Source organism: Streptomyces globosus, from assembly GCF_003325375.1.
GTDB lineage: Bacteria > Actinomycetota > Actinomycetes > Streptomycetales > Streptomycetaceae > Streptomyces > Streptomyces globosus_A.
This window is the reverse complement of sequence record NZ_CP030862.1, coordinates 179755-203033: the sequence shown is the minus strand read 5'-3', so window position 1 is coordinate 203033 and position 23279 is coordinate 179755. Positions and strand designations below refer to the sequence as shown.

At 73.8% G+C, this 23279-nt stretch carries 26 protein-coding genes and 1 pseudogene; 15 read left to right on the top strand and 12 right to left on the bottom strand.

The window, feature by feature from the left end:
- Window positions 1-149 precede the first annotated feature (149 nt).
- The 3 genes from C0216_RS00935 (at window position 150) to C0216_RS00925 (ending at window position 2366) form a co-directional block, all read left to right on the top strand.
- Window positions 150-1541: a DEAD/DEAH box helicase gene (locus tag C0216_RS00935; protein WP_114053413.1), complete on the top strand. Its 1392-nt coding sequence runs from the start codon at window positions 150-152 to the stop codon at window positions 1539-1541.
- Window positions 1542-1602: 61 nt separating this feature from the next.
- Window positions 1603-2007: a CBS domain-containing protein gene (locus C0216_RS00930; protein ID WP_114058373.1), complete on the top strand. Its 405-nt coding sequence runs from the start codon at window positions 1603-1605 to the stop codon at window positions 2005-2007.
- 47 nt (window positions 2008-2054) lie between these two features.
- A complete protein-coding gene (locus C0216_RS00925) occupies window positions 2055-2366 on the top strand; it encodes an SCO5918 family protein (protein ID WP_114053412.1) in 312 nt (103 codons plus the stop codon).
- Window positions 2367-2419: 53 nt separating this feature from the next.
- Here the strand turns inward: C0216_RS00925 and C0216_RS00920 are convergent, their stop codons facing one another.
- Window positions 2420-2956 carry a DUF5994 family protein gene (locus C0216_RS00920; RefSeq protein WP_246042246.1) on the bottom strand — a complete coding sequence of 179 codons (537 nt, stop codon included), beginning with the start codon at window positions 2954-2956 and terminating at the stop codon, window positions 2420-2422.
- A 270-nt stretch (window positions 2957-3226) separates the two neighbouring features.
- Between C0216_RS00920 and C0216_RS00915 the strand changes: the two genes are divergently transcribed.
- The 4 genes from C0216_RS00915 (at window position 3227) to C0216_RS00900 (ending at window position 5772) form a co-directional block, all read left to right on the top strand.
- A complete protein-coding gene (locus C0216_RS00915) occupies window positions 3227-3469 on the top strand; it encodes a hypothetical protein (RefSeq protein WP_114053411.1) in 243 nt (80 codons plus the stop codon).
- A gap of 151 nt (window positions 3470-3620) precedes the next feature.
- The gene (locus C0216_RS00910) at window positions 3621-4166 is read left to right on the top strand and encodes a DUF5994 family protein (protein WP_114053410.1); all 546 of its coding nucleotides are present in this window, start codon (window positions 3621-3623) and stop codon (window positions 4164-4166) included.
- A 281-nt stretch (window positions 4167-4447) separates the two neighbouring features.
- Complete coding sequence (locus C0216_RS00905; RefSeq protein WP_114053409.1) at window positions 4448-4795, top strand: GntR family transcriptional regulator; 348 nt, start codon at window positions 4448-4450, stop codon at window positions 4793-4795.
- Window positions 4792-5772 (top strand): DUF1648 domain-containing protein, encoded by a 981-nt coding sequence (locus tag C0216_RS00900; RefSeq protein WP_114053408.1) that lies wholly within the window; start codon window positions 4792-4794, stop codon window positions 5770-5772. Before C0216_RS00905 ends, C0216_RS00900 begins: the two co-directional genes overlap by 4 nt.
- Before the next feature lie 330 nt (window positions 5773-6102).
- On the opposite strand, the gene C0216_RS00890 is transcribed toward C0216_RS00900, so the two are convergent.
- The 8 genes from C0216_RS00890 to C0216_RS00855 all read right to left on the bottom strand — a co-directional run bounded on the left by C0216_RS00890 (window position 6103) and on the right by C0216_RS00855 (window position 14894).
- Window positions 6103-6579 carry a cupin domain-containing protein gene (locus C0216_RS00890; protein WP_114053407.1) on the bottom strand — a complete coding sequence of 159 codons (477 nt, stop codon included), beginning with the start codon at window positions 6577-6579 and terminating at the stop codon, window positions 6103-6105.
- 225 nt (window positions 6580-6804) lie between these two features.
- On the bottom strand, window positions 6805-8001 hold the full coding sequence (gene metC, locus C0216_RS00885; protein ID WP_114053406.1) for a cystathionine beta-lyase: 1197 nt from the start codon (window positions 7999-8001) through the stop codon (window positions 6805-6807).
- Complete coding sequence (locus C0216_RS00880; protein WP_114053405.1) at window positions 7998-9284, bottom strand: MFS transporter; 1287 nt, start codon at window positions 9282-9284, stop codon at window positions 7998-8000. The genes metC and C0216_RS00880 overlap by 4 nt, the downstream gene beginning before the upstream one ends.
- Window positions 9281-10189, bottom strand: coding sequence for a sulfurtransferase (locus C0216_RS00875; RefSeq protein ID WP_114053404.1), 909 nt, complete (start codon window positions 10187-10189; stop codon window positions 9281-9283). Before C0216_RS00875 ends, C0216_RS00880 begins: the two co-directional genes overlap by 4 nt.
- Window positions 10186-11412 (bottom strand): ATP-grasp domain-containing protein, encoded by a 1227-nt coding sequence (locus C0216_RS00870; RefSeq protein WP_114053403.1) that lies wholly within the window; start codon window positions 11410-11412, stop codon window positions 10186-10188. Before C0216_RS00870 ends, C0216_RS00875 begins: the two co-directional genes overlap by 4 nt.
- Window positions 11413-11491: 79 nt before the next feature.
- Window positions 11492-12745 (bottom strand): radical SAM protein, encoded by a 1254-nt coding sequence (locus C0216_RS00865; protein ID WP_246042244.1) that lies wholly within the window; start codon window positions 12743-12745, stop codon window positions 11492-11494.
- A gap of 95 nt (window positions 12746-12840) precedes the next feature.
- Window positions 12841-14040 (bottom strand): ATP-grasp domain-containing protein, encoded by a 1200-nt coding sequence (locus tag C0216_RS00860; protein WP_246042242.1) that lies wholly within the window; start codon window positions 14038-14040, stop codon window positions 12841-12843.
- Between the two features lie 494 nt (window positions 14041-14534).
- On the bottom strand, window positions 14535-14894 hold the full coding sequence (locus tag C0216_RS00855) for a hypothetical protein (protein ID WP_114053400.1): 360 nt from the start codon (window positions 14892-14894) through the stop codon (window positions 14535-14537).
- Between the two features lie 311 nt (window positions 14895-15205).
- Here C0216_RS00855 and C0216_RS00850 point away from each other — a divergent pair, with 311 nt between their 5' ends.
- From C0216_RS00850 to C0216_RS00820, 7 genes are all read left to right on the top strand, one after another.
- Window positions 15206-15613: a hypothetical protein gene (locus tag C0216_RS00850; protein ID WP_114053399.1), complete on the top strand. Its 408-nt coding sequence runs from the start codon at window positions 15206-15208 to the stop codon at window positions 15611-15613.
- A gap of 184 nt (window positions 15614-15797) precedes the next feature.
- Entirely contained in the window at window positions 15798-15989 is a 192-nt protein-coding gene (locus tag C0216_RS00845) for a DUF1059 domain-containing protein (protein WP_114053398.1), read from the top strand.
- A 169-nt stretch (window positions 15990-16158) separates the two neighbouring features.
- Window positions 16159-17535, top strand: a complete 1377-nt coding sequence (locus C0216_RS00840) for an aspartate aminotransferase family protein (protein ID WP_114053397.1) — start codon at window positions 16159-16161, stop codon at window positions 17533-17535.
- Between the two features lie 271 nt (window positions 17536-17806).
- A complete protein-coding gene (gene pucL / locus C0216_RS00835; RefSeq protein ID WP_114053396.1) occupies window positions 17807-18724 on the top strand; it encodes a factor-independent urate hydroxylase in 918 nt (305 codons plus the stop codon).
- 121 nt (window positions 18725-18845) lie between these two features.
- The gene (locus C0216_RS00830; RefSeq protein WP_114053395.1) at window positions 18846-19097 is read left to right on the top strand and encodes a hypothetical protein; all 252 of its coding nucleotides are present in this window, start codon (window positions 18846-18848) and stop codon (window positions 19095-19097) included.
- Between the two features lie 248 nt (window positions 19098-19345).
- Window positions 19346-19984: a class F sortase gene (locus tag C0216_RS00825; RefSeq protein ID WP_114053394.1), complete on the top strand. Its 639-nt coding sequence runs from the start codon at window positions 19346-19348 to the stop codon at window positions 19982-19984.
- 611 nt (window positions 19985-20595) lie between these two features.
- On the top strand, window positions 20596-20793 hold the full coding sequence (locus tag C0216_RS00820) for a hypothetical protein (protein WP_114053393.1): 198 nt from the start codon (window positions 20596-20598) through the stop codon (window positions 20791-20793).
- Between the two features lie 64 nt (window positions 20794-20857).
- Here the strand turns inward: C0216_RS00820 and C0216_RS00815 are convergent, their stop codons facing one another.
- The 3 genes and pseudogenes from C0216_RS00815 to C0216_RS00805 form a co-directional block, all read right to left on the bottom strand.
- Complete coding sequence (locus C0216_RS00815; RefSeq protein WP_114053392.1) at window positions 20858-21259, bottom strand: hypothetical protein; 402 nt, start codon at window positions 21257-21259, stop codon at window positions 20858-20860.
- Between the two features lie 60 nt (window positions 21260-21319).
- Window positions 21320-21718 (bottom strand): RidA family protein, encoded by a 399-nt coding sequence (locus C0216_RS00810; RefSeq protein ID WP_114053391.1) that lies wholly within the window; start codon window positions 21716-21718, stop codon window positions 21320-21322.
- Window positions 21719-21858: 140 nt separating this feature from the next.
- Window positions 21859-22320, bottom strand: a pseudogene (locus C0216_RS00805) (RrF2 family transcriptional regulator); the annotation flags it as partial.
- Between the two features lie 127 nt (window positions 22321-22447).
- On the opposite strand from C0216_RS00805, the gene C0216_RS00800 reads away from it, so the two are divergent.
- Window positions 22448-23275 (top strand): hypothetical protein, encoded by an 828-nt coding sequence (locus tag C0216_RS00800; protein ID WP_114053389.1) that lies wholly within the window; start codon window positions 22448-22450, stop codon window positions 23273-23275.
- The last annotated feature ends 4 nt before the right edge of the window (window positions 23276-23279 follow it).

Sequence of the window (23279 nt, the reverse complement as noted above, 5' to 3'; positions counted from 1 at the left end):
GGCCCCAGCTGCACGCGTTTCACACACCCACTCCCCAGGGGCGCACAAAGAGCAGCATCCGCATTCCGTTCGGCTCGTTCTCGTTATTCCCTGCCGTGTTCTCCACCGCGGGAATTCCCTGACACGTGCCGCATCAGGGAAGGTTCTGAATGAACCGCACACGCACGAACGACCGTCCCCGGCGCATGCGCGCCGTCCGAGGCGAATTCGCCCTGCCGGAGACCCTCACGCCCGCGCTGCCCGCCGTCCGCGCCTTCGCCGAGCTCGACATGCCGGCCGCGCTGCTGGCCGCCCTCGGCGCCCAGGGGGTGACCGTGCCCTTCCCCATCCAGGGCGCAACGCTGCCCAACACCCTCGCCGGCCGTGACGTGCTCGGCCGCGGCCGCACCGGCTCCGGCAAGACCCTGGCGTACGGCCTCGCCCTGCTGGCCCGTACCGCCGGTCGGCGCGCCGAACCGCGCCGACCGCTCGCCCTCGTCCTCGTCCCCACGCGCGAGCTGGCCCAGCAGGTGACCGACTCCCTCGGCCCGTACGCCCGCGCCGTGCAGCTGCGCCTGACCACAGTCGTCGGGGGTCTGCCGATCGGCAGGCAGGCCGGGGCGCTGCGGGGAGGCGCGGAGGTCGTCGTGGCCACGCCCGGACGGCTGAAGGACCTCCTCGACCGGGGCGCCTGCATCCTGGACGACGTCGGCACCACCGTCCTCGACGAGGCCGACCAGATGGCCGACATGGGGTTCATGCCGCAGGTCACCGCGCTCCTGGACCAGGTGCGGCCCGACGGGCAGCGGATGCTCTTCTCCGCCACCCTCGACCGCAACGTCGACCGGCTGGTCCGGCGCTACCTGACCGACCCCGTCGTGCACTCGGTGGACCCCTCGGCCGGTGCGGTGACGACGATGGAGCACCACGTGCTGCACGTCGACGCCGCCGACAAGCACCGGACGACGACGGAGATCGCGGCGCGCGACGGCCGGGTGATCATGTTCCTGGACACCAAGCACGCCGTCGACCGGCTGACCAGTGACCTCCTGAACAGCGGGGTGCGTGCCGCCTCCCTGCACGGCGGCAAGTCCCAGCCGCAGCGCACCCGCACCCTCGCCCAGTTCAAGACCGGCCACGTGACCGTGCTGGTCGCGACGGACGTGGCGGCGCGCGGCATCCACGTCGACAACCTCGACCTCGTCGTCAACGTCGACCCCCCGACCGACCCCAAGGACTACCTCCACCGGGGCGGCCGTACCGCCCGCGCCGGGGAGTCCGGCAGCGTCGTCACCCTCGTCACCCCCGACCAGCGCCGCGACATGACCCGCCTGATGGCGGCCGCCGGCATCACCCCGCAGACCACCCGGGTCCGCTCCGGCGAGGAAGCCCTCAACCGCATCACCGGCGCCCAGCCGCCCACCGGCGTCCCCGTCGTCCTCACCCCGCCGGCCGCCGAACGGGCGAGGCGCAGGACGTCCGACCCCGGCAGGCGGCGCCGGCCTGCTCCGACGGACCGCCGCACGAGGGTGCGGCAGACCGGGCTCGACCCGGCGGCCTGAGAGCCGCATGAGCAGGAAACCGGCACATCTCTTCAGGAGGCACCTTGTGACACCGGCCCGGATGCAGCCCCCCGTGTCGAACCCCGGCTCGAACCGCTTGCACCGCTCGCACCGGACGGTGCGCGACGCGATGGAGGCGACAGGGCCGCAGGTCTGCGACGACATGACGGTCGAAGTGGCCCTGGCCGTCATGGCCGGCGCCCGCGCCGGCCATCTGCTCGTCAGCGACGAGCACGGCCTGTGCACCGGGCTGGTCACGCGGGCCCGGCTCACCGCCATCCGCGACAGCCCGGCCTACACCGACCGGGCCCGACTGCGCGACGTCCTGGGCGGCCGCGGGCCGTTCACCTCGCCCCTGACCGCCATGGCCGAAGCCGAACGGGCCATGCGCCACCGCAGTGTCGACCTCCTGCCCGTCGTCGACGAAGAGGGCAGCGCCGTCGGCGTCCTCGACCTTGCGCGCTGAACCACGCCGCGCGACACGACCGTTCCCCTTCCTTTCTGTGAGGCCTCATGCGCTGTGTCATCGCACGTTTCCCGTTCGACCTGACCAAGAGCGGTGTCCTTGAGTCGATGAAGGGCATTGCGCCCGAGCCGGTCACCGGCGCATCGGTGACCATCGGCCGCCGCACCTACCCCGTCAAGCAGGTCGGCCAGATCATCACCGGCCAGGACCGCCGCGACTTCAGCGCCGGCGAAGTGCTCCGGGCCATGGCCCGGCTCGGGTTCACGTGCCACACGGCCCCTCCGGCCGCCGGGGCGACGGGCCTGCTCGGCCTGCTCCCGCAGGAATCCGCGCTGCTCGGTGCCCGCCGGAACACCTGACGGACACGGCCGGCTTCCGTCGGCACGCGAAGCGAAGAGGGCCCGGGCTCCGGTCAGAGACCCGGGCCTTCGTCGTTCTCCGCGGCCCTGCCGCCCCGCGGGCCCGCCGGGCGGTGGAGTTCGGCCAGCAGGATGTCGGCTGCCCCGATGACGTTGTCTGCGTGGACGGCGCGGGCCATGGCCGTACGGGCGGCCTCGGGCTCGGTGGCCGGCGGGACGACCATGAGGGAGAAGTGGTCGTTTTCGCCGCGGGTGATCAGGACGGTGTCGTCGCCGACGGGGAAGGAGTCGAGGTGCACGACCCGGTCGTCGACGACCAGGCGGGTCGGGATGCGGTTCCAGGCGGAGGCGTCCAGGCCGACCCGGGTGAGGGGCCCGAGGTGCTCGGTCAGAGCGGTGATCAGCGGCGGGAGCTCCCGCTCGACGTCACGCGAGCGGGGCCACCACGCACCGTCGAGGAGGCTCTGCCGCGCCCCCGTCGTCTCCAGCCGGAGCAGCGCGGTGCCGGGTGCCACGGCCGCGTGGACCTCGTCCGGCAGGAGGCGCGGCGGCGGGGCGCCGTCGTGCGGGGAAGTACCTGCGTCGGTCATGATCAGTCCGTCCGTCCGGCGTGGTGCCGCGGCTGCCCGGTCCCGGGCTGCGGTGGCCGGCAGGCGGGGCGACGGCCCCGTTCCTTCACCGTACTCCGCGGGGCCGCGCGGACACGCCGCTCCCCGCCGGGGAACCGGTCGGCACCGCGCTCCGGACGTACCGTGGAGGTACCAAGGCCGGTCCGGCCCGCTCCGGGCGTCGCGGGCGGGCCTCCTGCGGGAGAAGAGGACGGTGCAGCGTTGGACCGCCACGAGCCAGACGCGGAGGCCATGCCGCCGCCGGGCCATGCCGAAGTGCGGATCGTCTCCGCCACCCCGGAAGCCGCCCGCAGGGTGGCCGACGTGCTGCGCCGGTGCTTCGGCGGCGACGAGCAGCGCAGCTATCCCGCCCCGGGCGGAGGCACCCGCCTCCACCTCACCGTCGACACCGACCACGCCGCCGAACCGGCCCGGTCCTGGCTGGCCACCAGCAGACCCCCGAGCGGCACCGGCCCGCACTCCGAGGAACCCTGACCGGCCCGCGGGGCTCGGCGCGTCCGGTTCCGGCGCGGAGTACGTTGGAGGTACCGGGAGTACTTCGCACAGCCGCCCTCACGCGGATGTCGTTCCCGGCGATCACTAGGCCGGGGCGCCCGCAGGCGTCCCGGGGACGGGTCCCGGTCTCATGGCCACCACCGCTCCCACCCACCAGGCGCGCCTGGCACTCACCCCGCACACCTCCATGGCCGGCCTGCTGGACGGCGCCTGGTGGCCGTACTCACGCGATCTGGCCGCCGAGCTGCCGCCCCTGGTGGACGCGCTGCGGGACCGCTTCGGACGCGTCACGCGCATCACCGCGAACCCCGCGCCGTGGCCGCCGGCCCCGTACAGGGTCTCCGTCGGCGGATACGCCGTGCACATCGGCTGGTTCACCGGCCAGCCCCGCGACACGATGATCCTGCTCTCGTACAGCCTCGGCCGCTGCGACCTGCTCGTGCTTCCCCCCGAGACCGAACGCGCGTCCGCCGCGCGCCTGATGGCCGCCGCCTCCGCCCCGGGCAATGTCCGCACCACGGACACCCTCATGGCCGACGAGGACGCGACCGGCCGCCGCCTGCGGGAGGTACGGGCCGGTGGGGGCGACCCTCAGGCGGAGGGCGACACCTCCCCGCAGCCCCGCCCCGTGGTGGGGGCGCGCATGATCTACGTGCCGCGGAGCACGTGGAGGTGACGCCTGCCGTCCCCGCGGCGGTACCGCCGCTCCCCGGTCGGGAGAAGTGCCCCGCTGCTGCGCCCACGCGCCCTCGTCGGAGACCGGGGCGTTCGTCGCCATGCGGCTCTCTCGTGCCCTCGACGCGCCCTCCGCGTGCCCCAACGCAGGGCTGCGCTGCTCGGAGCCCCCGCCGCATGCGGCGTGCGCCCTTGCGGCTCGCACGGTGCACCGCGTCCCCAGGTTCTACGGCACAGCTGCATCGCCACCATGACACCTATAGTGCTACTGTCATTAGCATCATGTTGCTGAGACTGGACACCACGGACAGCCGCCCCCTGCACGAGCAGGTGGCGGGAGCGATCCGGCGGGCCATTGCCGAGGGCGAGTGCGCGCCGGGGGACCGGCTGCCTCCGGCGCGGGACCTGTCCCGCGCGCTGGGCGTGAACGCGAACACCGTCCTCCGCGGGCTGCGCGCCCTGCGGGACGAGGGGGTGCTGGAGTTCCGGCGCGGGCGCGGCGTCACCGTCGCCGAGGCCGCCGACCAGCGCGCGCAGTTGCTCGACCGGGCACGGCAGTTGGTGGCCGACGCGGCGCACCTCGGCTACAGCAAGAACGATCTCATCGCGATGATCAGGGGGCTTTCGTGACTGACCGTACGAAGAGGGACGGCGCCCGGTGGGGGGCGGCGATATGGGCGGCCGGCGTGCTGGCCGTCCTGGCCGCACTCCCCCTCTCGGCGAACAGGCGGCTCCCGGAGCGGCTCGCCACGCACTGGGGGGACGGCTCCCCTGACGGTTCGATGCCGCTGTGGGCGGCAGCGCTCCTCCCGGCGGCGCTCTGGGCCGTACTGGTCCTCTCGCTGTCCTTCGCCGGGCGGCGGGGCGGCTCACCCTCGGGAGGGTGGGTCGGGGCTGCGCTGCTGTCCGGGGGCGTCTTCCTGGCGGGCACCCAGGCGTCGATCGTGCGGGCCAACCTGGACCGGGCCGACTGGAAGGACGCCGGCCCGGTCGACACCGGAGTGGTGGTCACCGTCGCGGCTGCTGCGGCCGCGGGGCTGCTCGGCTGGGTGGCCTGGCGGCACGCGGCGCTGCCCGCTGCGCCGGGGCAGCCCGTCGGAGGCGCCGTCATGGAGATCCCGGCCGGGGAGCGCCGGGTCTGGCTCTCCCGTACGTCGAACCCCTGGCTCCACCTCACCGCTGCCCTCACGGGTCTGATCGCCGTCGCGGCCGCCGTGGCGGCCGCGGGTGGGCTCCTGACCGGTATGCAGTGGGCGGTGATCACCCCGTTCGCGAGCGCCTCGGTCCTGGTTCTCGCCTGCTCCTCGGTGCAGGCGCGCGTGACCGGGGCCGGCCTGGAGGTCTCCTTCGGCCCCCTGGGCCGACCGGTCCGCCGCTGGACGGCCGCCGAGATCGTGTCGGCGCGCTCCGAGGACCGCTCCCCGGCACAGGTCGGCGGCTGGGGCTACCGGCTCGGCGGACTGGGCACCACGGTCATGCTCCGGTCCGGCGAGTGCCTGGTCATCCGCCCCCGCGAGGGTGCCGAGTTCGCTGTGAGCGTCGACGACTCCGAACGCGGCGCCGCGCTCCTCAACGCCTACTGCGCAGGCCGGCAAGCGGACGCATGAGCCCGGTCCCCGCCGTCGCGGAGTTCGCCGCCCGTACCCCGAACCACCCTCCGGGGCTTGCACGTTGGGGCCACGGGGCGGAGCGAGCGGGAAGGACCGCGGCGTGGGTGACGGCGGGCATGAGGCGGCGGTGCGGCTGGAGGAGCACCGGGCGGAACTGACCGGATACTGCTACCGGATGCTCGGCTCGTACGCCGAAGCCGAGGACACCGCCTGAGGGACACCGCCCCGGCGGCGCCTGCCCGATGCGGCATACGAGGCACCCGGCGCGGCCGTGACGGGCGGCGCGGCCGTCCTGCCCCTCCCCCGCCGCAGCCGCGCGCGGGGCCGTCAGGCGTGCTTGTCCGACGGCTGGCGGACGGGCTGCACCGACCAGCTCGGCGGCTCGTCGCCGCCCGCCTCCTCGTCGGCCTCCGCGTCGGCGGCCGTCGCGTGGACCCTGCCCGGCGCGTGGTGGACCGGCGCGTACACGGCGTAGAGCTGCATCGGCTCGTCGCCGATGTTGGTGACGTTGTGCCACGTGCCGGCCGGCACGAAGATCGCCCAGCCGTCCTCGACCTCCTGCTCGAAGTCCAGCCGGTCCTTCGCGGGGCCCATCTGGACGCGGCCCCGGCCTGCGTCGAGCCGGAGGAACTGGTCGGTCTCCGGGTGCGCCTCCAGGCCGATGTCCTCGCCCACCGGGATCGACATGAGGGTCAGCTGCAGGTACTTCCCGGACCAGGCGACCGTGCGGTAGTCCGTGTTGCCGACCGTCGCCTTCTCGAGGTCGAAGCTCTGGGGGTCCGGCCCGATGTCCTTGATGTTCATGCCTTCTCTCCGGTCAATGAGGCGGTACGAGAGCCGTCGATTGCCGGTCGGACTCACCCGCCGCGCGTGTCGTGCTGCGGCCCGTACCCGGCTCCCGGCGTCACTGCGGAAGGGATCCTTCCCCGCCAGCATGCCACGATGCGTGATGCCGGATGTCGTCTGTGTCACCCGGCGTGGCGGGCCCGGGACTCCCGGAGTCGGCCCGGGCGGGTGGTGTGGCGGGCGTCAGGCGGTGTGGAGGGCTTTGAGGGCTGTCCGGAGGTCTTCCCTCAGGTCGGCCGGGGACTCGAAGCCGACGTGCACGCGGATCAGGGGGCCGCGGCCCGACCAGGTGCCCGGGAGGCGGCCGGCGGCGGGGTCGGCGGGGACGACCAGGCTTTCGTAGCCGCCGTAGCTGTGGCCCAGGCCGAAGATGCGGAAGGCGTTCAGCATGGCCTCCACGGCGGGCTTCGTGAACCGCGGGTCCAGCTCCACGCCGAACAGGCCCGCCGCGCCCGTGAAGTCGCGGCGCCACAGGGTGTGGCCCGGGTCCTCCGGGAGGGCGGGGTGGAGGACGGATGCCACGCCGTCCTGGGCGGCGGTCCAGCGGGCCAGGTCCAGGGCCTGTTCCTGGTGGCGGGCCAGCCGGGGGCCCAGGGTGCGCAGGCCGCGCAGGCCCAGGTAGAGGTCGTCGGCGCCCGCGCACTGGCCGAGGCGGATGGCCGCGCCGCGGATGAGCGGGTAGCTCTCCTGCGTGCAGACGATCGCACCGAGGATGCTGTCCGCGTGCCCCGTCAGGTACTTCGTCGCGGAGTGGACGACCGCGTCCACGCCCGCGCCCAGCTCCAGCGGCCGGCAGAAGGCGGGGGTCGCCCAGGTGTTGTCCGCGATGGTGGCCACCCCGCGGGCCCGGCACACCTCGGTGATCGCCGGGATGTCCTGGACCTCGAAGGTGGTCGAGCCGGGGGATTCCAGGTAGAGCAGGCGGGTGCGGGGGCGGATCAGCGCGTCGATCGCGGCGCCGGTCGCGCACGGGTCGTAGTACTCGGTCTCCACGCCCAGGGCGGCGAGCGAGTCGCAGAACTTGCGGGTCGGCAGGTAGACGGAGTCGCTGACGAGGATGTGGTCGCCGGCCCGGACGTACGCGAGGATCGCCGTGGTGATCGCCGCGAGGCCGGAGCAGGTCGCCACCGTGGCGTGGCCGCCCTCCAGGACGGTCAGGGCCTCCTCGAAGGCGCGGCCGGTCGGGGTGCCGAAGCGGCCGTAGACCGGGGTGCCGCGCTTGAGCGGGTCGGCCTGGGAGGCGTCCATCTCGGCCGTGTCGCGGTAGAGGGCCGTGGAGGCGCGGTGGACGGGCGGGTTGACGTAGCCCCCCTGCCGGCCCGGGTCGGAGCCGGCGTGGACGAGCTGTGTCTCCGGGGAGAGGGGTGCCTCGTGTGTCATCGGGTCGCCGCCACTGCCTGTTCGGGTTCGGTCGGTGCCTGCGCGGCGGTACGGCGGCCGGCGCCCAGCAGGGCGGCGAGGAGGGCCGCGCCCGCGGACTGGGCCGCCACCGCCAGCCAGAACGCGTCGATGTCGCCTGCCGCCTGGTAGTGGGCGAAGACGAAGCCGCCGACGACACCGGCGAGGAGTCCGCCGATGCCGGCGGTCAGCCGCTGGACGCCGAAGGCGAAGGCCGGATTGCCCGGCACCCGGTCGACAAGTTCCAGGTCGCAGCGCAGGAAGAGGAAGATCTCGCCCAGCGTGAAGAGGGCGGTGCCCGCCAGCAGGGCGGGGATGCTGCCGAGGGCCATGGCCGCCGTACCGAGGGCCATCAGCGCGAACGAGCCGGCCACCAGCAGGCGGTAGTCGGCACGGGCGATGCGGTCGGCCCACACCGGCTGGAGCACGACCACCATGGCGCAGTTGAGCAGCATGACCCAGCCGAGGACCTGGATGTTGCCGACCCCGGCCGCGTACAGGCCCATGAAGCTCTGGAAGAAGAAGTAGACGTAGAAGGCGAGGGACGTGAAGAGGATCGGGCGGAGCGCGGAGCGGAGCGCCGCCCGCCTCCCCCGGGTCCCGGCCGCGGCCCCGACCGGGGCCGCCTCCGCCGGCGGCTCGGCCGGTCGGCGTTCCACCGGCTTCAGGGCGGCCTGGTGCGCCGCGGTGATCAGCGCGAAGAGCGCGGCGAGGCCGATCAGCAGCAGCACCGGGTCGGCGTCGACGAGCAGCGCGGCGAGCAGCGGTCCGAGCCCCATGCCCGCGTTGAGGGCGGCGCTGCTCACGCCGAGGAAGAGCGGGCGCAGGGTGTCGGACACGCTGGTGACGATGTACGCCTTGTTCGCGGGGAGGTACAGCGCCGGGCCGGCCGCCACGAGGACGACGGCCGGGTACGCGACCCAGGGCACCGCGACGGCCAGGCCGAACAGCACCAGCCCGACCGTGCGGAGGGCCAGCGCGAGCACCATCGTCCGCTTGAGCCCGAGCCGGTCCACGACCGGGCCGCCGAGGATGCTCCCGCCGAACTGGATGAAGGTGGCCACCGCCACCAGGACACCGGCCACCCGGACGTCCATGCCGACGGCCTCGACCATGAGCACCCCGATGAACGGGGTGACCATGTAACTGCCGAGGGCGACGACGAAGGACAGGCCGATCAGGGCCTTGAGGCCGGACGGCAGCCCGGTGAACGTGCGCCATGCAGCCGCCGGTCCGCCGCCGCGGCCGGTCCGCTTCCCGGTCACGGTGAGCCGCTCCCTCCGGCCGCCCCCGCCCCGGTGGCGACCGGGCGGTCGGAGGGCATGCCCCACTCGCTCCACGAGCCGTCGTACACGGCGAGACCGCCGTACCCGGCGAGGGTGGCGCCGAGTGCGAGGACGCAGGCGGTGACGCCGGATCCGCAGCTGAAGTACAGCCGCTCGCGCTCCCCGGCAGCGGCGGCGAACGCCGTCCGCAGCTCGTCCGCGGGGCGCATCAGCCCGCCGTCCCGCTGGAGTTCCCCGAAGGGCAGGCTGGCGGAGCCCGGCATGTGGCCTCCGCGCAGGCCGGGGCGCGGCTCGGGTGCGGTGCCGGCGTACCGCTCGCGGGTGCGGGCGTCGAGGACGGCGGCGGCCGGGTCGGCGAGGGCGGCGGCGACGGTGTCGGCGTCCACGAGCAGGCCGGGCCGGGGCCGGGCGGTGAAGTCGCCGCGGGGGCCGTCGTACGCGGCGGCCACGGGCTCGGCGGGGTGGCCGGCGGCGGTCCAGGCGGGCAGGCCGCCGTCGAGGACGGCGACCCGGTCGAAGCCCATGGCGCGCAGCATCCACCAGGCGCGGGCGCTGGAGTAGATGCCCTGCGCGTCGTAGACGACGACGGTGTCGGTGTCGTGCACGCCGAGCGCGCGCATGGCCTCGGTGAACTGCGGGGCGCCGGGCATGGTGTGCGGTACGGCGGAGGTGTGGTCGGACAGGTCGCCGTCGAGGTCGAAGGGCCGGGCCCCGGGGATGCGCAGGGCGGCGCCGCGGTGGGCGCCGACGGAGGCGTCGAAGAGGACGGTGCCCGCGCCCTCCCCGAGCCGCGCGGCGAGCCAGTCGGCGGAGACGAGGGGGCCGGGCAGGCCGCCGTCGGCAGTTCCCGCAGCAGGGGCGGGGGATGCGGTCGCGTCGTTCATGCGGTGCCTCCGGAGGAGTCGGCGGGCCGCCAGCGGGTGTTGTCGGAGAACCAGCGCGCCACGCGTTCGAGGTTGGCCGCCACATCCTCCTCGGTGTCCCCGTCGACCACATAGCCGGCCAGGAACAGCCCGGACTTGACGCCGCCGTGGAACTCCTGGCCGACCGTCCCGGTCAGCATCGCCTCGCGGACGCACCCGGGCCGGTCCGTGCCCGCCCCGGCGGCCGGGAGCTGCTCCAGCACGCCGTTCTGCGGCGGGATGCACAGCGCCCCGGCGGGCCGGTACGCGGGGGTGCCGAGTGTCGGGGGCAGGCCGCACTCCGCGTACAGCCACTCCTTGTCCAGGTCGATGCCGAAGGCGTGCCGCACCATCGAGCTGATCATGCCGCCGCCGGTGCGGCTGGCGATCTCGCAGAAGACCAGCCGGTCGTCCGGAGTGATCCAGAACTCGGCGTGGAAGGCGGTCTGCGGCGGGGTCGGCAGCTCGGCGAGGACCGCCCGCGCCGCCTTGACCAGCCGGTCGTACGCCGGGTCCTGAGGGGTGAGCGGCAGGTTGGCCACCCAGTCGTTGTCCCGGAAGGACAGGCAGTCGTGGAGGTAGCGGAAGGGGTGGACGAAGACCACCTCGCCGCCCGCGACCAGCCCGTCCACGTGGTACATCTGGCCGGGGACGAACGCCTCGACCTCGCTGGAGCCGCGCCACGGGCTGGCCAGGTACGCGTCCAGCTCCGCCTCGTCGCGGATGATCGCCGCGCCCAGCGAGCCCGACTCGGACACCGGCTTGATGACGACCGGGTAGCCGTGCTCGGCGACGAATCCGAGCGCGGTGTATGCCGAGTCGAGCCGCCGGTAGGCGGGGATCTCGACGGGCCCGCCCGCGAGGTGGTCCTTCATGACGACCTTGTCGCGGAAGGCGAGCGCGCTCGCGGTGTGCTGGCCGGGCAGGCCGAGCAGCTCCCGCAGCTGCGCGGCCCGTACGACGTCCGCCTCGGCACGGGCGAAGACCGCCTCGACCGCGAACTCGCGGGCCAGGCGAAGCGCGGTCTTCTCGACGAGCTGGTTGGTGTCGTACGCGTCGAAGGCGTGCACGTGCGGGAGGTGGGAGTATCCCGCCGCGTACTCCGTCGCGGTCACGATGACCGGGGTGATCCCCGAGCCGGCCAGCCACTGGTCGTACGGGGTTTTGGAGTGGGGCGTCTTGGCGAAGACGAGGACGTGGCGCATCGCGGCGGTCTTTCTCTCGGGTCAGGACGGCGTCGGGACGGCGTCAGGACGGCATCGGAGCTGCGGCGGGGCCGCGGCGTCAGGACTGCGCGTCGACGAGGAGCGGCAGCCGGCGCCGCTGGGGGACGCGGGAGATCAGGCCGAGCTCCTCGGACAGCTCGGTGGCGAAGCAGCCGTCCTTGTAGACGCCGGAGAGGCGCTTGGCGGTGAAGGCCTCGATCGCGTCGTGGTCGAACTCGACGTCGTAGGCGGTGTGCTCGCCGTCCTCGCCGGTGGTGACCGTGCGGACGAGGATCCCGAGGTGCGGCTCGAAGGTGTTGACGCAGCCGACGACGTCGCCGATCTTCTCGCGGCGGCCCGCGGGGCTGTCGGAGAGGACCTCCTCCTGGGCCGGGATGGCGGCGAACAGCTGGCGGCCGGCGCGGCACCAGCCGACGTGGGAGGGGAAGCCCATGGCCTTGATGCCGAAGGTGCCGAAGTCCTCGCTGACGCCGAGCTGGAAGCGGAGCGGGATCGTCTCGTGGACCCACTTGAAGTCGCGGTACGCCTGCTCGATCTCCTCGCGCGTCAGGCGCAGCTCGGGGTGGCGTCCGCCGTGGTCGGTGAAGTTGTTGAAGCGGACGGTGTCGACGCCGAGGTTGTTGAAGTAGTGGGCGTAGCGCTCCAGGGAGGTGCGGCCGTGGTTGTGGCGGCCGATGGTGACGCCGATGTTGACGCGGAAGGCGTCCTCGGGGGCGACGCCCTTGTTGTACTCGGCTATGCGGCGCAGCACCTCCTCGGTCTCCGCGCCGGAGAAGACGCCCTTGATGGGGTACGTCTTGTGGTCGGTGACCTGCAGGTTCTCGTCGATCACGCCGTGGTAGGTGATGGAGATGGTGCCGTAGCCGTTCTTGACGGCCAGGTCGAGGAGCTCGGTCCAGTTGTCCGCGAGCAGGGGGCGGCCGCTGGTCCAGGCGTCGCCCTTCTCCATCGTCTCGGTGGGCGTGTGGTCGGCTTCCTGGCGGAACTCCCGGTTGTTGGCGGGGCCGTAGAGGCGCATGAACTCGCCGTCGTAGGCGAAGCTGTCCACGTAGCGGGGGTAGACGTGGTAGCCGTGCGACTGGAGGCCTTCCAGGATGCGGGGGCCCTCCTCCATCGCGAAGGATTTGTCGTAGACCTTCTCGTAGTTGACGAACCAGCAGTGCGTGCACTTCTGGCCGCAGGTGTTCTTGCCTACCTTGGTGTCGAGGTCGAGGTAGATGTGGATGTCCTCGGGCTTGATGTCCTTGAAGGGCATCGAGAACGGGGCGTCTCCGTGGAAATCGTAGGAAATGGGCGCGTTCTGGACAGACATGTGTTCCCCCCTGCGGTTGCGGTGGCGTGATCGGTGGAGAAGTGACGGTGTGACGGGCCGCGCGGGGCCGTGCCCCCGGACGTGCGGGGTGCTCGTCAGAGGTTCGGATCGGGTGCGGTGGTGACCACCGGGTGGCCGATCAGCTCCGTGACGGCTGCCGCGCATGCGTCGGTGTCCGCTGCGGTCAGGACGGCCATGCCCAGCCGGTCCGAGGAGGAGCGCAGGGCACCGACCGGGTCGCCCGGGCGGACGGACACGTCCCAGGTGTGGACGTCCCCGTGGGCGAGTACGGGCGGCGGCGCGACGGCCGTCACCCGCCCGGGCGGGGCGGTGAGGAAGACGGTGGCGGCCGCGGCCGCCGCGGCGGGCCCCCGGACGACCTCGGCGCCGACGGCCCAGCCGAGGGCGGCGCGGCGCCACTCGACGCCGGTGGTGAGGCGGACCAGGTCGGCGATGCCGTCGCCGCCGAGGCGGGTGTGGGTCTCGATCACGACGACCTTGTCGCCGTCGACCTTGACCTCGGTGTGGCTGGGGCCGTCGGTGACGCCGAGGGCGTCGAGCAGCTCGCCGACGGCACGGGCGACCAGCTCCTGCCGGCGCGCGTCCAGGGACGGCGGCGGCATCATGTGGCTGACCTCGATGAACCCGTCGGTGGTGCCCTTCTCGGCGATGCCGTGGACGGTGTGCCGACCGGCCGCCGACAGGGCCTCGACGCTGAACTCGCGCCCCTCGGCGAACTGCTCGATCAGGGTGGCGGCCGTGCGGCGGTCGGCGGGGAGTGCGTCGATGCCCTCGACCAGGGCGATGGAGGTGCTGCCGACGCCGTCCACCGGCTTGGCCACCGCCCGGCCGTGGGCGGCGAACAGGCGGGCCACGGCCTCGGCGTCGTCGCCCGCCGCGAAGGCCGGGTTCAGGTGCGGGGCCTCGCGCTCCAGGATGCGCCGCATCTCCAGCTTGTCGCGGGTGGCCCGTACGGCGGCCGGGTCGACGCCGGCGACGCCGAGCCGGCGGGCCGCCAGGGCGGCCGGCTCCAGGCCCAGCTCGGTGAGCGAGACGACGGCGGCCGGCGCCAGCGGCCGCAGGACCTCGTCGGTGAAGGCGAGGAAGGCGGGCAGGTCCAGGAAGTCGGCGGTGAGGACCCTGGCCCCCGGGTCGAGGGCAGGCGCGCCGGGCAGCTGCACGTGCACCGACTCGGCGGGCAGGGCCGCTGCCTCCCGGGCGACGGTCGGATTGGCCCCGACGATCACGAGGACCGTCTCACCGCCCCCGTCCGCCGGCTGATTCCGGCCCGGCACGTGCCGGTCATGCCGCATTCCATCTGCCGCCCCCACTGCACCTACTTCCCCCGTACCGCTCGCCGACCATTCGTTCGACCGGCGCGGTGAGAAACATCGCAAGCCTGCTCAGCAGCTGTCAACGGTTTCCCACACAACCGGAATTCACTTCTCCGATTTGCCGGCGCCCCCGTTTCGCCCCGCGACCCCGTTCACAGCAAGGGGGCGGGCGCCCCGGGGGCCGGCGGCTCCCTTGTGGCCGAGACCCGCCGGTGCGAACTGTTTCAGCTGAATTTCAGGCCGCCCCGACACCCGACAATCCCAAAAAGAGCGACATTCCCTCCCGCCGACTGAATATTTTCGGCCAATACGGCGCCGGGACGCCTGTCCGGTGAAAAACCGCATGCATACACCGCGACGGCCGGGCCGCGGTCGGCCGTCCGAGGCCCGCCCCCGGGCATGCCGCAGGGACCGGCCGGTCGTTCGCACCGGTCGGCCCCTGCGTCCTGCCTGCGTCAGTGGTCGGAGAAGCTGAAGTCCCCCACCGTCCAGGCGCTCACGTCCGCGATGGCCACGCGGTACATGCCGCCCGTCTCGGGGATGCCGACCGTGCCCTGGATGATCCGGGCGACGTGGAAGTGCAGGTGGGTCGGCGGCGTGTCCTTGCGGCCCGGTCCGTCGAAGACGCCGGCGAACTCGCCCAGTCTGTCGGAATCGGCCAGGACCTCCGTCACCCGCTGCCGCCACACCGCTTCGGGGGCCAGCCGGCCCGTGATGACGGCCCCTCCGGTGATGACGGTCAGGGACATCTGATTGCTCTGCCCCGACTCGACCTTGGCGGCGAGGTCCACGAGCAGTTCGTCAGGCTTCGACATGAGGCTCGATTCTATTCACCCCGCCGCGCCGCGGGAGGGCCGAGGCCGCAGCGAATGACCGGTTCCGCCCCTCCGCCGGCGCCGCTGCAGGGTTCCGCCCGACCCGCGGACCTGCGGGGATGGCGGGCCGACTCACCCGCTACGGTGAGGCGGGGGGCGGTCGGCAGCGCGCTGACCTGCACGGGAATGCCGTCGGCGAGGCCGGAGCGGCCCGGGCCGGAGTGCGTGCCGCAGCCGGGTCCGGGCAAGCGGCCGGGAGCGTATGCGGCGGCGCCCGGCCCTCCATCGATTCCCGAAGGAGGAGCGAACGGGTGCTGTTGCTGGAGCTTGCGGTGTATTCGCTGATGGATCTCGTGCTGTGGGCGGGGGGAAGGACATGGGACCGTGCGCGTTCGGCGCGCCGCATCGCGGCGTTCGGGCGCGGCGAGGCGGTCACGGTGCGCTGCCGCTACCGGAAGGGCGCGCAGGCCCCGGCCATGGCGCGCGGGAAGATCGTCCTGAGCCGGTCGGGCACCGTCCTGGAACGGCCGGGCGGGCAGGCCCTGCGGCTCACCGGCCCGGTGTCCGCCGCGACGGGCGGCGGTCGGGGCGGGACGGCGCTGACGTGCACCGCCGCCGACCCGGCCGGCGGTTCCGGGGAAGAGGTCGTCCTGCTCCTCCTGACATGGGACGCGCAGATGGTGCGGCTCGTCGCGGATTCCGTGTCCGGCCCGGCGTGACGCAGCGGCCCGCCTGATCCGAGCCGGACGGCTGCCGCCGGCCCGGGCGGGCCCTCAGGGCTGCGGTCCGGGGGCGCAAGGAGGATCGTGGGAGGTGAGAAGAGCCGCACGCACCTGCCTCCGCCCTCCCGCCCGGGCATCCGGGCGGCGACGCCGGCAGCCACCACCCACCGGGAGGCATCCCATGCGCAAGGTAGCCGACTGCCGGGACTACCCGAGCGAGATGAACTGCACCCTCACCATCACGGGCGAGGAGGAGGAAGTGATCCGGGCCGCCGCGGAGCACGCCGCGTCCGTGCACGGCGAGACGGACACCCCGGAGCTGCGCGACACCCTCCGGAAGATGCTGAAGGACGAGGTGCCGCAGCACGCCTGAACAGCCGCCGCGCGCGGGCCCCGGGTCCACCGGCCCGGGGCCCGTCCACGCGCAGGGCCATTCCGTCATGCGGAATTGCATTTTCGCAGTGCGGTAGCATGGGCGGTGCCAGGAACGGCGGGCGCGACCGGCCGCCCGTCCCTCACGCCAGGTCCAGGAGTGCGCAGCCATGGACAACCCCTTCCCCGCCGTGAACACGGCAGCCGCCGACGAGGCCGCCCGCGTCAAGGCCGCCGACCGCGCCCACGTCTTCCACTCGTGGTCGGCGCAGGAACTCATCGACCCGCTCGCCGTGGCCGGGGCCGAGGGCGCGTACTTCTGGGACCACGAGGGCAACCGCTACCTCGACTTCTCCAGCGCGCTCGTCTACACCAACATCGGCTACCAGCACCCCAGGGTCGTCGCGGCCATCCAGGAGCAGGCCGGCCGCCTGTGCACGCTCGCGCCCGGATTCGCCGTCGACGTCCGCTCCGAGGCCGCACGCCTCATCGCCGAGCGCACCCCCGGCGACCTGGACAAGGTCTTCTTCACCAACGGCGGCGCCGAGGCCGTCGAGAACGCCGTCCGCATGGCCCGCCTGCACACCGGGCGGCCGAAGGTGCTGTCCGCGTACCGCTCCTACCACGGCGCCACCAGCACGGCGATCAACCTGACCGGCGACGCCCGCCGCTTCGGCAACGACAGCGCGACCGCCGGCGTCGTCCACTTCTGGGGGCCGTTCGCCTACCGGTCGCCCTTCTACTCCGCCACGCCGGCCGAGGAGTGCGAGCGGGCGCTGCGCCACCTGGAGGACACCGTCGTCTTCGAGGGGCCCGCCTCGATCGCCGCGATCGTCCTGGAGACCGTCGGCGGGGCGCCGGGCGTGCTCGTGCACCCCGACGGCTACCTGGCGGGCGTCCGAGAGCTGTGCGACCGGTACGGCATCGTGTTCGTGCTGGACGAGGTGATGGTCGGCTTCGGGCGCACCGGCCGGTGGTTCGCCGCCGAGCACTGGGGCGTCACCCCCGACCTGCTGTGCTTCGCCAAGGGCGTGACCAGCGGATACGTGCCTCTGGGCGGGGTGGCGGTCTCGGCGGCTGTCGCCGGGACCTTCGCCCGCCGCCCCTACCCGGGCGGGCTGACGTACTCCGGGCACGTCCTGGCCTGCGCCGCGGCCGTCGCGACGATCGGCGTGATGGAGGAGGAGGGGGTCGTCGAGCAGTCGGCGCGGACCGGCGCGGAGCTGCTGGGGCCGGGCCTGCGCGCGCTCGCCGAGCGGCACCCGTCCGTGGGGGAGGTGCGCGGGCTGGGCACGTTCTGGGCGCTGGAGCTCGTCCGGGACCGGGCGACGCGCGAGCCGCTCGTCCCGTACAACGCCTCCGGCGCCGACAACGCGCCGATGGCGGAGTTCGCGGCCGCCTGCCGCAAGGCCGGGCTGTGGCCGCTGACCGCCGGGAACCGGATCCACATCGCCCCGCCCTGCACCATCGCCCCGCAGGAGGTGGCCGCCGGCCTGGAGGCCCTCGACGCGGCCCTGGCCGTCGCGGACGCGCACACGGCGGGCTGACCGCGGCGCCCGCGCGCCGGCGCTGTGGGGTCGCCCAAGGGCCGGCGGCCCGGATTCGGATGATCCGTACGGGGGAGAACGGGGCCCCGGCGTGCTGCAATCCGTTCACCGGCCGTGCAGCAGGGCCGGCACCTTACGGACCGGGATGCACGTCAGTCCCGGGGCGGTCCCGAGGGGACCGGACGGCGGGGAGCGGGAGACCGCTGGACGCCGGGCGTACGGGATCCAGACCACCGGACTCCGTGTTCCCGAGGACCCGAAGGAAGACACCATGAGCAGGCACGTCCTGGCGCAGAACCAGTACGGCAAGGCCGAGAACCGCATCGTCAAGGTCACCCGCAAGGGCAGCGACGGCTCCTGGCACGAGATCCGCGACCTCAACGTCTCCGTCGCCCTCCGCGGCGAGTTCCGCGACGTCCACCTGACCGGCGACAACGCCAACTGCCTGCCCACCGACACCACCAAGAACACGGTGTACGCCTTCGGCAAGGAGCACGGCATCGAGTCCCCGGAGGCTTTCGGCATCCTGCTCGCCAGGCACTTCGTCTCCTCCCAGGCGCCCATCCGGGAGGCGCAGATCCGGATCGAGGAGTTCGCCTGGGAGCGGATCCCCGTCCCGACCCGCAAGGAGCAGCACTCCTTCGTCCGCAAGGGGCAGGAGGTGCGGACCGCGCAGATCACCTACAGCGAGACCACCGGCCTGCAGGTCGTCTCCGGCCTGAAGGAGCTGACCGTCATGAACTCGACGGACTCCGAGTTCCACGGCTACATCAAGGACAGGTACACGACGCTGCGGGAGGCGTACGACCGGATCCTCGCGACCAAGGTCACCGCCCGCTGGGCGCACTCGGCGCTCACCGCCGACGACGCCGGGCACGACTGGGACCGCTCGTACAGGAAGGTCCGGGGGCACCTGCTGGAGGCGTTCGCGCAGACGTATTCGTACTCGCTGCAGCAGACGCTGCACCAGATGGCGGAGCGGGTCCTCGACCACTGCCCCCGGGTCAACGAGGTACGGCTGAACCTGCCCAACAAGCACCACTTCCTGGTGGATCTGGAGCCGTTCGGCCTCGAGAACGACAACGAGGTCTACTTCGCGGCGGACCGCATGTACGGCCTGATCGAGGGCACCGTGCACCGCGACGGCGTCCAGCCGGTGATCGCCACCACCGACTGGATCACCGCCTGACGCGGCCCGGCGACTTTCGGCCGCGGCCTCCGGTTTTCTTGCCGAACGGTCCCTTGTCCCCGCCGCCGCCTGCAAGGAGGCTGTGCAGCTGACGAGTCGACGACCGAGGGAGCCGGTGGTCATGCACAGGCAGACGGCGATCCGCCGCTGGCGCGGCTGGACGGGCACGGGCCCGCTCTGGCTGAATTCCGTCGTCCTGCTGCTGGCCCCGTTCACGGCGGTGACGCTGCTCGCCCAGATCGGTGTGATCGCCGCTTTTGCCGCTCTCGGCGGCCTGGCCCGGCAGCTGTGGTACGGGGACTACGGACACGGAGCGGTGCACCTCGCCGCCGCCCTGATGGGGGCGGCGGCGGTCGCGTTCGTGGTGGTGTGACCCGCACCCGGGGCGGGGCGTCGACGGCGCCGCGGTCCCTCGCCCGTTCGGGGGTACGTGCGCGGGGGCGCGGGCGGTCCGCTGCACCGGGCCCGAGCTGGGCCGATGCGGGCGGGACGGCCGCGGTACGGGTGTGACGCACCCTCAACCGGCGGCGTTGTCCGCAGTGGCGGTGGACGGCCAGGGGTTCCACTGCTCTCTGTGGGACCGGCTGCCGGAGCCGGTGCATCGGACAGGGAGGGCGTTCCATGGCCCGCGCCAAGTGGGTGGTCGGCATGCTGACGGTGGCTCTGCTGGGGACGGGCATAGGGCTGTTGCGCAGCACCGAGGGTGCGCGGACCGCGCCCACCTCGGCCGACGCGCTGCCGTCGCGGGCACTGGGCCTGTCGGGGCACCGCCGGCTCGTCGAGCAGCTGGAGCACGCCGGGCAGCGGACCTCGGGCAAGGGGTCGCGGCCGTCGCGGGCCTCCGCCATCACCCCGCTGCGTCCTTCGCCACCGCGGCGGCTGCTCGTCCCGGCCCTGGGCGCGGACCTGCCCTTCCGCGCCCCCGAGGCGGGGCCGCCGGGTGCGGACGTCCCGTCAGGAGGCCGGACCGGCCAGGGCGCGCAGTCGGAGGAGGCGTACTGGGAGGCCGGGACGCCGGCGCCCGGTTCGGCCGGCGTGTCCGTGGTCTCCGCACCGGACCTGCGCCTGGCCGAGCTGCGGCGGGGCCTGACCGTCGAAGTCGTGCGCGGGGACGGCCGTACGGCCGTGTTCACCGTCGACGCGGTCTCGCCCGCCGGGGTGAGCCGGCGCGGGCAGCGGCCCGGCCGGGCCCAACTGCGGCTGGTGAGCGGTGAGACCACCGCCGTGGCACGGCTGACGGGCCATCGGCGCACCGGCTGAGGCGGGGCCCTGCACCGGCTGAGGCGGGCCGGCACCGTGACCGCGTCGGCCGCTGGTGCTCCGGCCCGGCGGCCGGCGCCGCGCCGGGCTGTCGGCCGAGAGGGGGTGTCTTCGTCCTCCGGTCGGGGGCTTTCCCCGGGCTGGGCGGCGGGTTGTCCGGCGTGTCGGGGCACATCCCCGGCATGACCGGAACACGGCAGGCGCGGACGGCGGTGACGAGGGCCCTTGCAGCGGCCTGTCTCGCGCTGATGTGCCTGCTCGCCGCGTCCCCCGCCGCGTCGGCGGTCTGTGGGGAGGAAGCCGCCCGCTACGCCTCCGGGCTGCCGGGCGGTCCGGGCACTCCCGCGGAACGCGAGGGCGAACCCTCGGCCGAGCCGGAGGCCCGGGCCGTACGGCAGCCGGTGCGCGGAGCGGCCGGAGTACGGCAGTTGGCGCAACCGCCGATGTTTCACGTGGAACATTCCGGCCGGCGCGAGGTTGTCGGCCGGTGTGAGACAGCCGGCCCGGTGCCGTCCGGGCGGGCGGTGCGGAGCATGGTGCTGCGCTGCTGAGCGGGCCGAGCAGCAGCGCACCGACCCCCCACACCCCTCCAGCACCGTGAGGTCTTCGCCATGCCCATCGACCCCTTCGCCGCCCTGAACGCCCTGATCCGCGCCGAGGCCGCCCGCTTCTCGCCCCCGCCGGCGGCGGCGCCCGCGGCCCGGCGCACACCGGACGAAACCGAGTCCGCCCCGTCGGCGCCGTCCGTCCCTGAGGCGGCGGCGCCGCGCGAGACGGCGGCCGCCTCGCGGGCAGCGGCCCGCGACTGACGCACACGCGCCGGCTCCCGCTCCCCGTCGCAGGGGTGCGGGAGCCGGCGCGTGTGCGGGTTGTTCAGCCCTCGCGCTGGTAGTACCGGTAGTACGCCACCACACCGACACCGATGCCGGTGGCGAGGCCGACCCAGGCGGAGCGCAGGACGGAGTCGCCGGTCAGGCTGTACAGGTAGCCCATCGCGATACCGCCGAACGCGGCGTACGCCGCGGCGCGGGCCTCCTTGGCCATGCGGGGGCCGACCCGGGCCAGGGTGAACATGATCGCCGCGAACAGGACGCCGCACAGGATGCCGTAGAAGACGTTCGCCACCGTGACGGGGCCCGTCTGGCGGTTCATGAAGGCCGCGTAGATGCCGTAGACGAGCCCGAGGAGCAGGGGTCCGGCCAGCATGCCCGGGCTCAGGTGCAGGGGCGCCGACTGCCGGTGGTGCCGTCGGGTGGCGGGTGCCGCGTGTGCCATGACAGGGCTCCTCTCTTCCCCCATCCAGGGCACACCCGGCACCTGAGCCCGGCAAGTGGATCAACGGGCGCGGACCGCCACGGCGTCGATCTCGAAGAGCATCCGGGGCAGGGCCAGCGAGGCGACCCCGATCAGCGTCTGGGCGGGCAGGCCGGTTCCCCAGGTGTCGTGCAGGTGCTTGAGCAGGATCTCCAGCTTCGGCTGGTCGTGGTCCACGACGTAGGTGCCGATGCGGACGACGTCGGCGGGGCCGAGGCCGACGGCCGCCAGGGCGGTGCGCAGGTTGGCGAAGGCCCGGGCCACCTGCTCCTCGAAGTCGTCGGAGACGACGTCACCCGTCTCGTCGGAGCCGTACTGGCCCGCTATGAAGACCTGCTCGCCCGGGGCGGAGACGACGTGGCTGTAGCCGAAGCCGGTCGGGTCGTGGAGTTCCGCGGGGTTGGTGATGCTGCGTGTCATTGCCAGGCTCCGGATTCTGTCGGGTCGAAGGGTGCTGTCGGGTCGAAGGGTGCTGTCGGGTCGGAGGGTGCTGTCGGATCGGTCTGCGCCGGGGCGGTGGGCGCCGAGTGGGGCGCCGTTCTGCGGGTCGGGCCGGTGAACCAGGCCCGCAGCCGCTCGGGTGCCTGCGGGGCCTGCCGCTCGGCCTCCCGGCGGATGTCGTCGAGGCTCTGCCCGGCGAGGGAGCGCCGCCAGGCCAGTTCTGCGCGGGCCATGCCGCGGGCGATCGCGCACTCGGGGCCGCCGTCGGCCGCCGGGCCGCCGCCGCCCGGCCCCCGGCGGCGGATCTCGGTGCAGCGGAAGGCCTCCTCGGGCCCCTCGACCGCCGCGACCACGTCCATGAGGGTGATCTCGGCGAGCGGGCGGGCCAGCCGGAATCCGCCCCGCGCCCCCGGGGTGGAGACGAGGAGGCCCGCCCGCGCGAGCGCCTGGAGCTGCTTGTTCAGGTACGCGGGCGGAAGATCGTGCCAGGCGGCCAGGCGCGCCGCCGGGACCGCCCGCTCCGGCCCGAGCCAGGCCAGGTTGATGCAGCTGTGCAGCGCCCACTCGACGCCCTCACCCATCCTCATAACCTGGACACTAGATGTCCTGGATCGGAGGAGGCAAGGGCATTTCCCGAAACGGACGCGCCGCCACCCGACCGCAGCAGCCCGGGTCGCGGCCTCCTCCCCGGGTGCGTTCCCTGGTGACGTGCGCACCTTCATCTCGGCGGTTCTCATCGCGCTCATGACCCTCCTCGTGCCGGTGAGCGCGGTGGGCTACTGGGCCGACCGCGAGCTGGGCGACGCCGACCGCTACGCCGCCGCGATGTCGCCGCTGGCCTCGGACCCGGCCGTGCAGGAAGTCGTGGTCACGCAGACGGCGCGCGCCCTGTCGGGGCAGATCGACGCCGGGCCCTTCCAGGGCGGGATCGAGGCGCTGCTGCGCGAGGCCATCGGCTCCTTCGCCGGCACCCCCGCCTACCGGACCGCCTGGGACGCGGCCAACCGGGCCGCCCACGCGGCCTTTCTGGAGGCCCTGACCACGGGGCAGGGCAACGCCGTCACCATCGACCTGGCACCGGTCGTCGCCCGGATCCGGCAGGAGCTCGTCACGGACGGCGTGCCGCTGGCGGAGCTCATCCCGGAGACCCGGGTCTCGGTGAAGGTCATGGAGTACGACAACCTGGGCGCGCTCCGAGAGGGCTTCCGCATGATGCAGGTCGCCGGCGTCTGGCTCCCCGTCCTGACCGTCGTCCTGGCCGCGGCGGCCGTCGCGGTCGCCGTCCGCCGCCGCCGGGCCGTGGCCGCGACCGGCCTGGGGCTCGCACTGGGCGCCGGCCTGCTGTGGCTCGCGGTCGCCGCCGGCCGCCGGATCACCCTGGCCGACCTGCCGCCGGACATCGACCGGGCGGCCGCAGGCGCGGTGTACGACGCGCTGACCGCGTTCCTGCGCACCACCGCCTGGGTGGTCCTGGCGGTCGGGCTCGCGGTCGCACTGGCCGCCTGGCTGTCGGGCCGGGTGCGCCGCACGCCGTGAACCG

What these genes read in the sequence shown, in the direction of transcription:
- metC (WP_114053406.1), bottom strand. Translation starts at nt 8,001, where the DNA reads ATGACACACGAGGCACCCCTCTCCCCGGAGACACAGCTCGTCCACGCC.
- C0216_RS00830 (WP_114053395.1), top strand. Translation starts at nt 18,846, where the DNA reads ATGCACAGGCAGACGGCGATCCGCCGCTGGCGCGGCTGGACGGGCACG.
- C0216_RS00930 (WP_114058373.1), top strand. Translation starts at nt 1,603, where the DNA reads ATGCAGCCCCCCGTGTCGAACCCCGGCTCGAACCGCTTGCACCGCTCG.
- C0216_RS00875 (WP_114053404.1), bottom strand. Translation starts at nt 10,189, where the DNA reads ATGAACGACGCGACCGCATCCCCCGCCCCTGCTGCGGGAACTGCCGAC.
- C0216_RS00870 (WP_114053403.1), bottom strand. Translation starts at nt 11,412, where the DNA reads ATGCGCCACGTCCTCGTCTTCGCCAAGACGCCCCACTCCAAAACCCCG.
- C0216_RS00915 (WP_114053411.1), top strand. Translation starts at nt 3,227, where the DNA reads ATGCCGCCGCCGGGCCATGCCGAAGTGCGGATCGTCTCCGCCACCCCG.
- C0216_RS00855 (WP_114053400.1), bottom strand. Translation starts at nt 14,894, where the DNA reads ATGTCGAAGCCTGACGAACTGCTCGTGGACCTCGCCGCCAAGGTCGAG.
- C0216_RS00820 (WP_114053393.1), top strand. Translation starts at nt 20,596, where the DNA reads ATGCCCATCGACCCCTTCGCCGCCCTGAACGCCCTGATCCGCGCCGAG.
- C0216_RS00840 (WP_114053397.1), top strand. Translation starts at nt 16,159, where the DNA reads ATGGACAACCCCTTCCCCGCCGTGAACACGGCAGCCGCCGACGAGGCC.
- C0216_RS00810 (WP_114053391.1), bottom strand. Translation starts at nt 21,718, where the DNA reads ATGACACGCAGCATCACCAACCCCGCGGAACTCCACGACCCGACCGGC.
- C0216_RS00920 (WP_246042246.1), bottom strand. Translation starts at nt 2,956, where the DNA reads ATGACCGACGCAGGTACTTCCCCGCACGACGGCGCCCCGCCGCCGCGC.
- C0216_RS00890 (WP_114053407.1), bottom strand. Translation starts at nt 6,579, where the DNA reads ATGAACATCAAGGACATCGGGCCGGACCCCCAGAGCTTCGACCTCGAG.
- C0216_RS00935 (WP_114053413.1), top strand. Translation starts at nt 150, where the DNA reads ATGAACCGCACACGCACGAACGACCGTCCCCGGCGCATGCGCGCCGTC.
- C0216_RS00905 (WP_114053409.1), top strand. Translation starts at nt 4,448, where the DNA reads ATGTTGCTGAGACTGGACACCACGGACAGCCGCCCCCTGCACGAGCAG.
- C0216_RS00845 (WP_114053398.1), top strand. Translation starts at nt 15,798, where the DNA reads ATGCGCAAGGTAGCCGACTGCCGGGACTACCCGAGCGAGATGAACTGC.
- C0216_RS00815 (WP_114053392.1), bottom strand. Translation starts at nt 21,259, where the DNA reads ATGGCACACGCGGCACCCGCCACCCGACGGCACCACCGGCAGTCGGCG.
- C0216_RS00865 (WP_246042244.1), bottom strand. Translation starts at nt 12,745, where the DNA reads ATGTCTGTCCAGAACGCGCCCATTTCCTACGATTTCCACGGAGACGCC.
- C0216_RS00925 (WP_114053412.1), top strand. Translation starts at nt 2,055, where the DNA reads ATGCGCTGTGTCATCGCACGTTTCCCGTTCGACCTGACCAAGAGCGGT.
- pucL (WP_114053396.1), top strand. Translation starts at nt 17,807, where the DNA reads ATGAGCAGGCACGTCCTGGCGCAGAACCAGTACGGCAAGGCCGAGAAC.
- C0216_RS00825 (WP_114053394.1), top strand. Translation starts at nt 19,346, where the DNA reads ATGGCCCGCGCCAAGTGGGTGGTCGGCATGCTGACGGTGGCTCTGCTG.
- C0216_RS00910 (WP_114053410.1), top strand. Translation starts at nt 3,621, where the DNA reads ATGGCCACCACCGCTCCCACCCACCAGGCGCGCCTGGCACTCACCCCG.